Raw genomic sequence first — 14,177 nt, forward strand, 5'->3', positions numbered from 1 at the left:
ATACAGCTGACAACGCGTGACGGTCATATCGAATGCAGAACGAACCGCAAGTCAGTGTTGTCGGGCAGATTCCGCGCAACGTGTGGGTTCTCGGTTGTGTCAGTCTGTTCATGGACATCTCATCCGAAATCATCCACAGCCTGCTGCCGATGTTTCTGCTGACAACCCTTGGCGCGACCGCTGGCGCGATCGGCCTCATTGAGGGGATCGCGGAGGCCACTGCACCCATCGTCAAAGTATTTTCGGGCACGCTCAGTGACTATCTGGGCAACCGTAAATGGCTGGCCGTGGCCGGGTACTCTCTGGGCGCAGTGAGCAAGCCGCTTTTTGCCATTGCGCCGACACTCGGAATCGTGGTGATGGCGCGCATCATCGACCGTGTAGGCAAGGGTATCCGGGGTGCGCCGCGAGACGCGCTGGTCGCGGATGTTACGCCGCAGCACCTGCGCGGTGCGGCCTTCGGGCTACGCCAGGCGCTCGACACGGTTGGGGCAGTTCTCGGACCGTTGGTGGCGGTTCTCATCATGCAGATGGGCGCAGACAACTTCCGGCTCGCCTTCTGGATTGCGGTCATTCCAGGGCTACTCGCCGTTGGCCTGCTGACGTTTGGTGTCAAGGAGCCCGTCCATGAGCGTCCCGCCAAGGGGAACAATCCTGTCCGCTGGGCGAGCCTCAGAGACCTCGATTTGAAGTATTGGTGGGTGGTCGGAATCGGCGCCGTTTTCTCGCTGGCGCGGTTCAGCGAGGCGTTTCTGGTTCTGCGTGCCATGGGAAGTGGCGTAGCGATTGCGCTGGTGCCGCTTGTCATGGTCACGATGAATGTCGTTTACGCGGCGTCCGCTTATCCGTTCGGCAAACTCGCGGACACCATGAGCCACACCCGGCTATTGGTAGCCGGTCTGATCGTGTTGATCGGCTCCGATGTCGTCCTCGCACACGGCACACACTGGAGCATCGTTCTCGTGGGAGTCGCGCTGTGGGGGCTGCACATGGGGATGACCCAGGGTCTGCTTGCCACGATGGTCGCACACACCGCACCGCCACATCTGCGCGGCACCGGGTTTGGTTTCTTCAATCTACTGAGCGGCATCGTCACGTTGGCTTCGAGCGTCATCGCGGGGCAGTTGTGGGAACGTTGGGGTGCAGCCACTACGTTTTACGCGGGCGCAGTCTTCAGTGTCGTGACTGTCGTGCTGCTCCTGTTCTACCCCACACCTGTTGCAAGCGATGCGCGCTGAGGCGTGACGTCAGGCTGTGGCCACCCACTCTGACCCGCGGCGATCGCCGACGTCTGCACCCCGCCGGCAAACCGTGCCATCATGTCGACGATTCAGCAGATGTTTTCGAGCGGACAGAAGTCGCATTTGTTGCAAGCGCTTCAGTACCGCCCGATCCGACGCGCAGCATCGACCGGCCGAAGCGGGACACCCTGCCGGCTGCATCCGGCCAGACCCTACGGCCGCGCTGCACCGTCTATCAGCCGGACGAGGAGGTCATCATGCTTGCAGTTCACAAGGCGGTGTTTCCGGTAGCGGGAATCGACACGCGCTTTCTGCCGGCCACCAAGGCGAGTCCGAAGGAGATGCTGCCGGTCATCGACAAGCCGTTGATTCAATACGCGGTCGAAGAAGCGATTGATGCGGGCATTGCCGAGTTGATCTTTGTCACGGGCCGCGGCAAACGCGTGATCGAAGATCACTTCGACGAATCCTACGAAGTCGAACACGTGCTGCGAACGAGAGGGCTGCAGAGCCTCGCCGAGCTTGTGCACGGCATCAAGCCGCCCAACGTCAGTTGCGTCTATGTCCGCCAGGCCGAGCCGCTCGGTCTCGGTCACGCGGTTTTGTGCGCACAGAAGCTGATCGGCGAAGAACCCTTCGCGGTTGTTCTCGCCGACGATCTGCTCAAAGGTCGTCCGCCTGTTCTCGAACAGATGGTGCACATCTTCAGCCATTACGATTCATCGGTGATTGCGGTCGAGGAATTCGGAGCGGAGGGTGCGTGCTCGCACGGCGTGATTGGCGGACGCCATTGGGACCAGCATGTGATCAGCGTGTCGAGCATTGTCGAAAAGCCAGCGCCGGAACAGGCGCCGTCGTCGTTCGGCGTCGCGGGGCGCTACGTGCTGATGCCGGCGGTATTCGAACATTTGCGCGCGGTGCGGCCTGACGCAAATGGCGAGATTCAACTGACGCCCGCAATTCACTCGATGCTCGAAAGCGAACAGGTGCTCGCCTATGAATTCATCGGCAAACGCTATGACTGCGGGACGAAACTCGGTTATCTGCAGGCAACTGTCGATTTCGCTCTGCAACATGATGAAGTGCACGATGCATTCGGCGCGTGGTTGCGCAAGCGTGTGGATGGCGGGACGGGGGCGCCCGGGACAGCGCATTAGCGGAGCGAACGCTGGATGACGAAACGGTCTGATCAAATCGGGGCTCGATAAATCTGTTCGCCATCGAACACACGCCGTCGCGTCGATTGTCCATGATTGCCGGTCAACGCTCTTCCCCGAAACCCGTTGTCCGAGTGTCGCGATGACGAGCCCGGAGCGGTTTCGACGGGTGTCAACATGGGTTCACGCGTAACGCGCTATATTTAAAGTCTCACTGTGCTGGTGATTTTCAATCCCCGAGATTTTCCGGGCCCGTGTTGGACCGTTGCAGAGAGGCCTCGCTCGGGTCTTCCGCTTAACCACGACTTCACAGGAAGGCAATATGTCACTTCGTATCAATGACGTCGCACCCAACTTCACCGCTCGGACCACGCAAGGCACCATCGATTTCCACGACTGGATCGGCGACCAATGGGTGATCCTGTTTTCTCACCCGAAAGACTTCACGCCGGTCTGCACAACCGAACTGGGCTACATGGCGAAAATCGAGCCGGAGTTCGCCAAGCGCAATGCGAAGCTGATCGGGCTGTCGGTCGATCCGGTCGAAGACCACGAAAAATGGGCCGCGGACATCGAGGAGACGCAGGGCGCCGCCGTCAAGTACCCGATGATCGGCGACACTGATCTCGCGGTCGCCAAGCTGTACAACATGCTGCCAGCTGATGCGGGCGAAACCAGCGAGGGCCGCACCGCGGCGACCAACGCGACCGTGCGCTCGGTTTTCATCATCGATCCCGACAAGAAGATCAAGCTGACGCTGACCTACCCGATGACCACCGGCCGCAACTTCGACGAAATCCTGCGCGTGCTCGATTCGATTCAATTGACGGCGAAATACAAGGTCGCGACGCCGGTCAACTGGAAGCAGGGCGAAGACGTGATCATCACGTCCGCTGTCAGCAACGAAGAGGCGCAACAGGCGTTCCCCGGCTTCAAGACCATCAAACCGTATCTGCGCACCACCAAGCAGCCGGGCTGAAATCAGGGCACGACGGCCGCTAGCGGGCCGTCGTGCCTTTTGTTCTTAAGGGATGCAGATGATTTTTCGCCAACTGTTCGATCCGGTTTCGTCGACCTATACGTACCTGCTTGGCGACAGTGGCGAGGCGCTGCTGATCGACCCCGTCTACGAGCAGGTACCGCGTGATCAGGCGCTGCTGCGCGAGCTGGGCCTGTGGCTGCTAGTGACGCTCGATACCCACGTGCACGCCGACCACGTGACCGGCGCCTGGCGCATGCGTCAGCGTTGCGGCAGCGAGATCGCGCTTGCCGCGGTCGTCGAAGCGAAAGGTGTGACGCGGCCATTGCGGCATGGGGATCGGATCGACTTCGGCACGCGTCATCTGACCGTGCGCGCAACACCTGGTCACACGAACGGCTGCCTGACCTACGTGCTCGACGATCAAAGCATGGCCTTCACCGGCGACAGCCTGCTGATTCGTGGCTGTGGCCGCACTGATTTCCAGCAAGGCAGTCCGCAGCAGCTGTTCGCGTCCGTGCGCGAGCAGATTTTGTCGCTGCCGGACAACTGTCTGCTTTATCCCGCGCACGACTATCGCGGCATCACGGTGACGAGCGTGGTCGAAGAGCGGCGCTTCAATCCACGCCTGGGCGGCGACGTCGACATCGGCGATTTCACCGGGCATATGAATAACCTGAATTTGCCGCATCCGAAGCTGATGGCGGTGGCGGTGCCCGCTAACCTGCGTTGCGGCCAGCCGGAAGGCGGCGCCGAAGTGGCGACGGAAACAGCGGATTGGGCGCCATTGACGTTGCGCTTTAGCGGCGTATGGGAAATCGAGCCGATGGCGCTGCTCGAGCATGGCGCGGCGTTTCAGATCGTCGATGTGCGGGAGGCGCCGGAGTTCATCGATCGTTTGGGTCATCTGCCGGGCGCCAAACTGGTGCCGCTTTCGCAATTGACAGCGCGGCTCGAAGAACTGGATCGCGAGCGGCCGGTGGTCGCGGTGTGCCGCTCCGGCGTGCGCTCGGCGCAGGCGAGCGTGTTGCTGACGAAGGCGGGATTCGGCAAGGTCGCGAATCTTGCCGGCGGGATGCTGCGGTGGAGGACGGAGGGGTTGCCGGTGGCGTCGGATAGTGTTTGAGGGAATCGACGCTACCGGAAACGGCCCCCGAGTTCAGCCTCGGCCACGGCCCAGGAAGGCGCCAGCCTTCGAATAACCGGCACTGCCGTGCGCCGACCGCGTAACCAGCCAAATCCCCGCGCAAACGAACACCAGCGCGATGAGATTCTTTAATTCCATGATGTTCTCATTCAGACATATGGCCGAGAGCACGGTGCCGAACACGGGCACCAGGAAATTGAAAACGGTGACTTTGCCAACCTGGTTATATTTCAGCAGAAGACTCCACAACGTAAATGCGACTGCGGACAGCAATGCCAGATAGGCGAGCAAGGCCATCGATCCGAGCGTGAATGAGTGCAGCGAACCACCGGCGGCGAAACCGGCCGCAAGCAGAACGGCGCCGCCAAACCCAAGTTGATAACCCGTCATGACCATGACGTCCATGCTCTGCGAAATGCGCTTTCCGTAAATCGACGCGGCAGAGAGCGCGAACGCGGCAATCACGATAAAGCCTTCGCCGAGCAAGGTGAACGCAAATTCAAACAGGCCGTCGCCGAAATTCACGACCATGACGCCGACGAATCCCAGCAGGCAGCCAAGCGCCTTGCGGGGCGAAACTTTGTCGTTCTTATAGATGAAATGGGCAAGCAGCACGCTGAAGAAGGTCGTCGTCGAGTTCAGGATTGAACCGCGAACGCCGCTCGTGTAGGCGAGACCGACATAGAAGAATACGTATTGAATAGCTGTTTGCGAGAAGCCCAATAGCATCAGATGACCGCTGTTGCGGCGATTCAAATCGAAAACAGGCTTTTTCGACAAGGCAGCGAGTATCAACAGCAAAAGTCCCGCGAGCACGAACCGGTAGCCCGCGAAGATCAGCTTTGAAGGAATATCGTTTTGCTTGATTCCGAGTAAAGCGTAGCCGATTTTAATTGACGGGTACGAACTGCCCCAAAGCAGGCAGCATACGGTCGCTACGAGGACGAGCACTTTCGGTTGGGTGAAAAATCGCGCGGAATCGCGCAATCCGATTGTTGCTGAAGGCACGGACATATTTCGAGTGATGTTGTCTTTGTGCACTGTGTGGGCAGTCCACATGAGTGCTTTTTTATTGCCGTATTGCTTTTCTGCTTTTCAGTGATACCAAGTGAAGGCTTTGCGAAATTATACGCAAATGCAATTGTAATGTCAGGCGGCAGTCAATAACACCCATCGGCCATCGAACGGGAATGCCACGGGCGACCGGACGTTACGCCGGCTGCTATGTCCGCATCACTGTGTCGGGCGATCTTCCGACCATACGCTGGCGAGTGGTGCGCACCTTCACACCTGCGGCGCAGGCACCCGTGGGTTCAATCATTCTGCGCCAATCCCGTTCGCACCGGGTACCTTCCCGTCGTTCATCCCTGAGCCAGGTGTCGCGTCGCGGCAGTACCCTGTCGGCTGACTGCACCGACTGTCGATCCGCACGCGACCCGTTCGTCGTATGGATGGACCGATTGGGTTCATCGATCTGGAGCACATCATGCGCAAGCACATCGTTTCCATGTTCCTCAGCCTGGATGGCGTCACTCAATCCCCGGGCGGGCCTAAGGAAGATACCAGTGACAATTTTCACCTGGGCGGCTGGATCGTCCCTTACGCCGACGAAGCCATTTCCGAAAATGTGCGTGACCTGCTCGCGCAGCCGTTCGAGTTGCTGCTAGGGCGTTGCACGTACGACATATTCGCGTCTTATTGGCCGCATGTGCCGGCAGATTCAGGCAGCCGCGGCATCGCTGACCGGTTCAACCACGTCGCCAAGCACGTGGCCACGCATCGATCCGATACGCTTGCCTGGCACAACAGTCATGCGCTGAAGGGCGAGCTCGCCGATGCAATACGCGCGTTAAAACGTCAGGACGGTGCCGATCTATTGACGTTCGGCAGTGGCGACATGGTGCGTCAATTGCTCGCGGCGGGTCTCGTGGATGAACTCCGGCTTCTGATTTACCCCGTCATACTTGGGCACGGCAAGCGTCTGTTCGGTGACGATGCACTGGCGTCCGCCTTCACACTGGCACACGCGCGGAGCACACCCGGTGGCGTGCTGATCACCCGCTACACGCGCGACGGCGAGGTGCGCACAGGAGCGTTCGAGTAAGTCGAATCGCACGCGATGCGCACGATGCGCGCGAAGCTTCGAATCGACGTCTTCGAGCAAGGACTATTTTTTTCGCACGTCTTTCGTCCGCCGGCCACTCGTCACCGTGTCCGCAAACAGATCGATCACCACCTCGCGCAGCCAGCGGTTGCCTTCGTCGTGCTGGACCCGCTCGTGCCAGAGCAAATGAATCGGTGCGGCGGGCAGCGTCATCGGCAACGCGCGCATGCTGAGCGAGAACGGCGTGGCCAATTCGAGAGCGAGGCGCTCCGGCACCGTGGCGATCAGATCGGTACGTTGCAGGATGTAGCCCACGCTCATGAAGTGCGGTACCGTCAGCCGCACCTGACGCCGCACGCCGCGCCGCTTCAGCCACTCATCCACCTGACCGTGGCCGGTGCCGGCCGACACCACTACCAGATGCTCGGCCCCACGCCACGCAGGAAGCGTCAACGCCGCGTCTTCGAGCGGATGACCGCGTCTGAACAGACACACGTATCGCTGATCAAACAGGCGCCGTTGATAGAAACCACCCTTTAACTGCGGTAGCAAACCGATCGCCAGATCGACGCGGCCGTCAGCCATCTCGTTGCTCAGATTGACGCTCGTATTGCGGACCGTATTCAGTGCAACACCAGGCGCGATGCGTGACAATCGTTCGATCAGCGCGGGCAGAAACACGACTTCGCCGATATCGGTCATACCGATCGTCATCGTTCGCATCGCCCGTAGCGGATCGAAGCCCGTCACCGGATTGAGCGCGGCGTGCAAGGTGGCGAGCGCCTGCGAGACCGGCTCCGCAAGACGTAGCGCGAACGGCGTCGGAACGACGCCGCCCGGCGCGCGCACGAACAGCGGATCACCCAGTAGGCGGCGTAGCTTCGCGAGCGCATTGCTGACGCCCGGCTGGCTCATGTTCATCTGCTCGGCGACGCTTGCCACACGCCGCTCCTGCATCAACCGCTGGAAGAGCAGCAGCAGATTGAGGTCGAGATCGTTCAGTTCCATGACTTCGGCATGACTTGAGTTCATTCCTTTCAGTGATGATGGAGATTCATTTCATCTTATTGAGCAATGAAGGTCCAGTGCTGAAAATACCGATACGGTATCCGCATGCAACGCGCCGAGCGCGCGTGCCTCCGCGACCCGAATCGATAAACCTGCATATCGGAGACACACTCATGAGTGGGATGGATCTAAGGATCGCGATCGTCGGCGCCGGCATCGGCGGCCTTACGCTGGCGCTCGCACTGCGCGAACATGGCATCGATGCGCAACTCTACGAGCAGACCGAGGAGTTGCGCGAGGTGGGCGCGGCCGTCGCGCTGTCGGCCAACGCGACGCGCTTTTATGAGCGCATGGGACTGCGTTCCGCGTTTGAAAACGTGTGCGCTGAAGTACCCGGGCTCATCTATCGTGACGGACGCAGCGGTGCCGTCATTGGACATCATCGCGGCACGCCCAGCTATCGCGAGCAGTTCGCCGGTTCGTACTGGGGCGTTCATCGCGCCGATCTGCAGGCGGTGCTGTCGAAGGCGGTCGGTCTCGAGCGCATCAAGCTCAGTCATCGGCTGGTCGATCTCGTGCAGCATCCCGATCGCGTGAGTCTCGCGTTCGACAACGGTCAGCGCGTCGATGCCGATCTCGTGATCGGTGCCGACGGCGCACGCTCGATCACGCGACGCTGGATGCTCGGCTACGACGACGTGCTGTATTCAGGTTGCTCGGGCTTTCGTGGCGTGGTACCAGCCGGGCGCATGGACCTGCTGCCTGATCCGGAGACGATCCAGTTCTGGGTCGGACCCGGCGGCCATCTGCTGCACTATCCGATCGGCGACAAGGGCGATCAGAACTTCCTGCTGGTCGAGCGTCATCCGTCGCCGTGGCCGTCACGCGACTGGGTCATGCCGTCCAGCGAAGGCGAGCAACTGCGCCTGTTCAAGGACTGGCATCCGGCCGTCGTGCAGATGATCACGGCCGTGCCGATCAGTCAGCGCTGGGGCCTGTTCCACCGTCCTCCGCTCGGCCGCTGGAGCAAGGGTCGCGTGACGCTGATCGGCGATGCAGCGCATGCGCTCGTGCCGCATCACGGCCAGGGCGCCAACCAGTCGATCGAGGATGCCGTGGTGCTGGCCGCACAGCTGGCCAAGGCCGGCCCGGGCAATTGGCGCGAGGCGCAGGAAGCCTACGAGCGTCTGCGCCGGGGCCGCACGCGCAAGGTGCAGTACGCGTCGATCTCCACCGCGGACGTGCTGCATCTGCCGGACGGGCCGGCCGCGCAGGAACGCAACGCGCGGCTCGGTGCGCGCGATAGCATGCTGCATCACCTCGACTGGATTCACGATTTCGACGCGCTGGCGCAGGAGCCGAGCGAGCGGCAGGGGGGCACGTGGCTTTGAGCCTTCCTTTGGGACGGCGGTAGGAGTGCGGTTCGCCGTACGTTTACGCCGGGCAGGCAAGCGGTGACGAACGGAGCCAACTGCAGATGCGTAGCGGCGGCGAGCGGCGACCTGATCGGTGAGTAATCGAGCTGGGCCTCTTCCGAACCACCGCCCCACGCGGTGCATCGTGCCGCGCAATTGTGTAGGTCACCCGTCGAGTTCATTCAGGAAGGAGAGTAACAACCGGTTCACTTCCCGGGCGCGCTCGCGCTGCAGCCAATGGCCCGCGCCTTCGAGCACGTGAGCACCGCGCAACCCCGGCAGCACTTGCGGCAACGCGGCAACGCGCTGCTGCATGCCTGGAAACCTGAGTACATCGTCGCGCGACCCGCCGATGAAGAGCGATGGCTGACGAATCGGGCAACCATACCAGGGGGCGAGCAATTCCGCGTTCCTGCGGATCGCGCGGTACCAGTTCAATCCGCCACGGAAGCCGGTGCGTCGGAACTCCCCGACGACATATTCGAGGTCGTCCTGAAGAAGCCAATCCGGCAATATGTCGGGGTCCACCGTGTTGTCGAGGAGGCCGGCGCCCGGCGTGAGGATGCCGGCCACCATGCGGCCCGGGCCGTCGCCCGACATGCTGAACGTGACGCGGCGCATGGTCGCTGCGACATCGGCCTGAAGCTCCTCCTCAGCCACACCCTCCTGCTGGAAGTACTGCATGTAGAAGGTCGTCACGCCCTGCTGCTCGAGTGCCGTCAGCAAGTCGACCTTCGCAGGCGGGACATAGGGTACGCTCAGGCCGACGACGGCGCGGAAGACATCGGGCCGTAGCAGCGCACTGCTCCAGGCTGCGGGCGCTCCCCAGTCGTGGCCCACGATCACCGCCGAACCGGCACCGAGTACCCTGACCAGTTCCACGATGTCGCCTGCGTGGTGCAGCATCGTGTACTGTGCAGGGTCGGCCGGCGCGTCGGTACCGCCGTAGCCGCGCATGTCCGGCGCAGCGGCGCGGTAGCCCGCGTCGGCGACCGCAGCCATTTGCGCGCGCCAGGATACCCACGACTCCGGAAATCCGTGGCAAAACACCACGAGCGGCCCAGCGCCTTGCAGCGCGACGCGCATGCGGATGGCGCCGACCTGCAGCGTTTCGAGCTGCACCTCGCGGGGGGCGCTCACGCTGCCTCCGCTGCCGCCAGCAATTGCGGAATGCGCTGTGCCGCATCGAAGGCTTTGGCTCCGACGGCCTTGAGAAGATCCTGCACGGCAGGGTCCACCTCCACGCCTTTGAGAACCACAACCTGCCCGTTGAGGCGGCACTGCCTGAGCCAAGCGCTCAGGTCGGGGTTCTGCTGCCAGCGCGCTGCATTGGCGAGAGTCGGCAGCCACATACGTAGGTAATCGATCGGCAGTTCGGGCACGGGCACGGGCATGCACATCGCGTTCTGTTCCTGCGGATTCTCCAGGTGCGCTTCGACCCAGGCGATCACGCTGCCTGAAAAGAGCGGCTGGCACCAGCGGACCATCAGGAGGTTGATCGCCTCATCCTGGAACACCGGCACGCCCGGCGCCGGCTGGATCGCGCAGGCAGTGCAGTCGATGTACAGCGTGTCAGGATCGGCGGCGAGTTCACCTTTCTCCAGTACGATGCGCGTCGGCTCGATCGCGCGCACGCGGCCGAGCCGAACGATCTCACCGACCTTGCGCAATTGGGCCATCTCGCCGCGCGAAACGAGTGCGCAGCGGTAGGTCGTGGGCTCGATGGCAGGGTCGATCCGCATCAGCGCGCCGCCCGCTTCGAGTTGCCGGAACAGGTCGGGGACGTCGCGTGCGTCGCGGATCGCATCGAATTGCACCACGTTGTTCTCGAAATAGCGCCGCCAGCCGGTCGGGCCGGGCTGCATGTTGGCCCGGTCCATCACCCAGGCGTCGCGCGGCATGATCCAGCGGATGCGCTCGTGCGGTACACCGTTCTCGATCAGCCAGATGCACGCGTCCATGCCGGTCTTGCCGGAGCCGACGACGGTATAGCACGAGTAAGGCCGCGTAACCTTCGGCAGCCCGTTGCAAGGAATGCATTGCACGCCCGCGGCCACGCTGTATTTTGGCGGGTGAGTGGACGGCACCTCAGTTTTCGCATGCGTGGCATTCACCCATTTGCGCCGCGCGTGCACCTCATGCTCGGCGCCGGTCAGCAGCGAGCGGAAGCGGTGTGTGCGGCCGTCGCTCGCGAAGTGATCGCATTTCGGGAACCACTGCACGCGGCCAGAGGGAATGAAGCGCTGTTTCATCACCTGCTCGAAATGCGTGAGCACCTCGGCTCCCGAGGAAAGACCAAGCATTCCTTCGTTGAAGCCCGTTGCTTCATGCGACCAGTCACTCAGTTCGCGCGATGCCACGCCATACCAGGCGGACGGCTGGTGCAGCCGCACGTACGGATAGGTGTCGTTCCAATGGCCACCGGGACGGTGGTGGCGATCCACCATCACGACTCGCGCATCTGGCGACTCGGTGAGCAACGTGTCGACGAATGCCATGGCAGTGGCGCCCGTCCCTGTCACGAAGTAGTCGGACTCGATCCATGCCATGTCACTCTCCTTAATGGGAGACTTTGACGCCGTGTCACAACGATTCCGGTGCGTTACACGGCCGTCGCATTTCCAGGGTCTTCGGTTGCGCGCTGGCGCTTCGCATCACTTTGAAACGGTTTTCAGTGTCAGAAGCTTCCCGCCGGTTGTCAACCGACTCAGTCAAAGATCTGGGACACAGTTGGCGTCCGGCGTAGGGGGGTTGGAAAACTGGATGGAAAGTCCTTTGGGATCGTTATAACGCCTTCTAAAGTCGCCACGGCGATACCGCATTACCCCAAAAAAAATAACTCTCACGACGTGGTCACGATTCTTTGATCGCTATGAGTTCATGACGGCCCTCGTAGCTGAACGCGACGGCGAGTTACCCGGATTCGCACACTTCCTCCTGAATCGGAGCACCACTCAGCTTGGACCCAGTTGCTATGTGCAAGACCTTTTTTACCTCGGCCGCTGCGCGAGGCAATGGCGTGGCTACGGCGCTGATATCTACCAAAGTTTGAAAACGGCGGTCGCGCGCTTCGGCTAGTACTTTTGCTGACGGAACTATGCCCGCAGCGCAATTTCGCAACTCGGGGTTACGTCGTGTCTGTACGCTGCCACACACACTTTTGAAGGCACGTGGTCATTCGATGGTCAGGGGCAGGACGCTGGGCTCTCCACTCCGCGTCTCCACATCCGGAGTCTCCTCACCGTTTTGGTGTCCGTGAGTTGACGAACGTCTCTTGTTTTAGGCAGAGGCGACGTTTGAATATGCGTCCCGGAGCGCGCGCGAATGGCAGGAGGTGGCCCGGACTATGCCGCACGCAGATGTCACTGCTGAATCCAACGCTGCTGAAACCCCCGCTTCCCCGCACAAGAAATGCAAACGCTCAATGCAACCAGCAAAGATTGGTGCGGACTCGAATGGTCCGCGTGAGTGCCATTAAATCAAACGCTCGGACAAGTGTCCGATCAGCAATTCGAAGCTGGCGCCATCAAAGGAGACAGCTACGACGCCGCCTTTGCACCGATGCTTTCCATTACCGCGATGGCATGATCGATTTGGGCCCTGGTATGGCCGGCATTCATCATGAAACGCAGTCGTGCTTGTCCGAGTGGCACGGCCGGAAACTGGACTGAGTCGACATGGACACCTTCTTCACGTAGTACGTTGACGTAACGTACGCATAGTTCCGTGTCGCCGATCAGCACGGGAACGATTGCCGTCTCGGTCGACAGCAGCTGATATCCGAGCGGTCGTATGCGCTCGATGAAATAGCGCTGGTTGTCCCACAGTTTTTGCCGCCGTTGCGGCTCTTCGGCCATCAGGTCGAGGGCGGCCAGTAGGGCGCTAGCCTGGTCCGGCGGCGGCGGGCAGGTAAAACCATACGCGGAACTGGAAAGCCGGATCACGTCAGCCATCTCGCGATCAACTGCCACGAACCCGCCAATGGCGCCAAATGCCTTGCTCAACGTGCCCATCTGGATGATATGGGGGCTGTAGCAACTGAAATGTTCCGAGGTGCCGCCGCCATGCTCGCCTAGCACGCCGGTAGCATGCGCATCATCGATATAGAGGATGGCGCCATAGCGCTCGGCCAGCGCCACCAGGTCCGGCAAGGGAGTAATCGTCCCTTCCATGCTGAACACGCCGTCGCTGACGATGATTGGTGTGGTGCCGTCCCCCGCCTTCAGGAGCGACTCCAGATGATTCATGTCGCAGTGTCGGTAGGTGCGGCGCAGTGCGCCGGACATCTGGATGCCTTCCCGAATGCTGATGTGATTGAACTCATCCGAGTAGTAAGCATATTTGCGGCGAGTCTTCGGGCGGTAGCCGTGTAAGCGCGCCAGCGTAGAAGCTTTGACCAGCGTCGAAAGCACGCCGAGATTGGTCATGTAGCCAGTCACGAACAGCACTGCGTCGCTTTTGTGCTTGAGTGCACCCAGGCGCGCCTCCAGTTCGCGATAGACGTCCAGATCGCCGCCCAGAAGGCGCGACTCGCAGTTACCGACGCCATAGCGATCCAGCCCCTGCTTGGCGGCAGTCACCAGCCGGGGATGATTCGCCAGCGCCAGATAATTGTTCGAACTGAACGAAACGAATTGACGCCCGTTCGACATGAAGGTCGGATCCGGCAGTGTCGCGTGAACGTCAGATACGTGGTGAAGAGTGTGGCTTTTCAGCCATTGGGCGATTTCGCCTAAGTCATGCATTATCGTGTTTTCCGTTTTGGCCCGGAATGCGTCGAACAATTCCCGATTGTCAATCTGGCTCCACGGGGTGCGGATCAGGTCGGATAATCGCGCAGGATCCTCGTGGCTTCATAGCCGGTCGTCGAAGGCCGTTTGTGCCCGCCAGTACAATTCGTCATCGCTTTGCCCCGTTTGACGGCCCAAGTCGATCTGCGGATTGCAGCGATCCGTTTGCTCTCGATCAACCGAACGTCTGATCTGCCAGAAGGTCCCGATGCCCGCCGTGCCCCTAATTCGGGGTTCGATGCGGTCTACCCTACGCGGTGCTCGGCTAAGAGTCAGCGATTTTACTGTAAGTAGTGGGCTTCGCAACTTCATGCCCCGCCAATGCCAAAAAGCTCC

Annotated in this window: 11 protein-coding genes; 6 read left to right on the forward strand and 5 right to left on the reverse strand. The window is 61.1% G+C overall.

What is annotated here, in order from left to right; genetic code table 11:
• Nucleotides 1-32: 32 nt before the first annotated feature.
• The 4 genes from L0U81_RS16795 (at nt 33) to L0U81_RS16810 (ending at nt 4,503) form a co-directional block, all read left to right on the forward strand.
• Nucleotides 33-1,238 (forward strand): MFS transporter, encoded by a 1,206-nt coding sequence (locus L0U81_RS16795; protein ID WP_233804657.1) that lies wholly within the window; start codon nt 33-35, stop codon nt 1,236-1,238.
• A 260-nt stretch (nt 1,239-1,498) separates the two neighbouring features.
• The gene (gene galU, locus L0U81_RS16800) at nt 1,499-2,398 is read left to right on the forward strand and encodes a UTP--glucose-1-phosphate uridylyltransferase GalU (protein ID WP_233804659.1); all 900 of its coding nucleotides are present in this window, start codon (nt 1,499-1,501) and stop codon (nt 2,396-2,398) included.
• Between the two features lie 322 nt (nt 2,399-2,720).
• Nucleotides 2,721-3,377, forward strand: coding sequence for a peroxiredoxin (locus tag L0U81_RS16805; RefSeq protein WP_233804660.1), 657 nt, complete (start codon nt 2,721-2,723; stop codon nt 3,375-3,377).
• A gap of 58 nt (nt 3,378-3,435) precedes the next feature.
• Nucleotides 3,436-4,503, forward strand: a complete 1,068-nt coding sequence (locus L0U81_RS16810; RefSeq protein ID WP_233804662.1) for a rhodanese-like domain-containing protein — start codon at nt 3,436-3,438, stop codon at nt 4,501-4,503.
• Nucleotides 4,504-4,536: 33 nt separating this feature from the next.
• Here L0U81_RS16810 and L0U81_RS16815 read toward each other — a convergent pair whose 3' ends face one another.
• Complete coding sequence (locus L0U81_RS16815) at nt 4,537-5,538, reverse strand: DMT family transporter (protein ID WP_233807786.1); 1,002 nt, start codon at nt 5,536-5,538, stop codon at nt 4,537-4,539.
• Between the two features lie 472 nt (nt 5,539-6,010).
• On the opposite strand from L0U81_RS16815, the gene L0U81_RS16820 reads away from it, so the two are divergent.
• The gene (locus L0U81_RS16820; RefSeq protein WP_233804664.1) at nt 6,011-6,628 is read left to right on the forward strand and encodes a dihydrofolate reductase family protein; all 618 of its coding nucleotides are present in this window, start codon (nt 6,011-6,013) and stop codon (nt 6,626-6,628) included.
• 63 nt (nt 6,629-6,691) lie between these two features.
• Here L0U81_RS16820 and L0U81_RS16825 read toward each other — a convergent pair whose 3' ends face one another.
• A complete protein-coding gene (locus L0U81_RS16825; RefSeq protein WP_233807788.1) occupies nt 6,692-7,636 on the reverse strand; it encodes a LysR family transcriptional regulator in 945 nt (314 codons plus the stop codon).
• Nucleotides 7,637-7,809: 173 nt separating this feature from the next.
• Here L0U81_RS16825 and L0U81_RS16830 point away from each other — a divergent pair, with 173 nt between their 5' ends.
• Complete coding sequence (locus L0U81_RS16830) at nt 7,810-9,027, forward strand: FAD-dependent monooxygenase (RefSeq protein ID WP_233804666.1); 1,218 nt, start codon at nt 7,810-7,812, stop codon at nt 9,025-9,027.
• Nucleotides 9,028-9,216: 189 nt separating this feature from the next.
• Here the strand turns inward: L0U81_RS16830 and L0U81_RS16835 are convergent, their stop codons facing one another.
• The 3 genes from L0U81_RS16835 to L0U81_RS16845 form a co-directional block, all read right to left on the reverse strand.
• Nucleotides 9,217-10,191 carry an alpha/beta fold hydrolase gene (locus L0U81_RS16835; protein WP_233804668.1) on the reverse strand — a complete coding sequence of 325 codons (975 nt, stop codon included), beginning with the start codon at nt 10,189-10,191 and terminating at the stop codon, nt 9,217-9,219.
• Complete coding sequence (locus L0U81_RS16840) at nt 10,188-11,600, reverse strand: hypothetical protein (RefSeq protein ID WP_233804670.1); 1,413 nt, start codon at nt 11,598-11,600, stop codon at nt 10,188-10,190. The genes L0U81_RS16835 and L0U81_RS16840 overlap by 4 nt, the downstream gene beginning before the upstream one ends.
• Nucleotides 11,601-12,590: 990 nt before the next feature.
• Nucleotides 12,591-13,835, reverse strand: a complete 1,245-nt coding sequence (locus L0U81_RS16845) for an aminotransferase class I/II-fold pyridoxal phosphate-dependent enzyme (RefSeq protein ID WP_233804672.1) — start codon at nt 13,833-13,835, stop codon at nt 12,591-12,593.
• Nucleotides 13,836-14,177 lie beyond the last annotated feature (342 nt).

Source organism: Paraburkholderia sp. HP33-1 (assembly GCF_021390595.1).
Classification (GTDB): Bacteria; Pseudomonadota; Gammaproteobacteria; order Burkholderiales; family Burkholderiaceae; genus Paraburkholderia.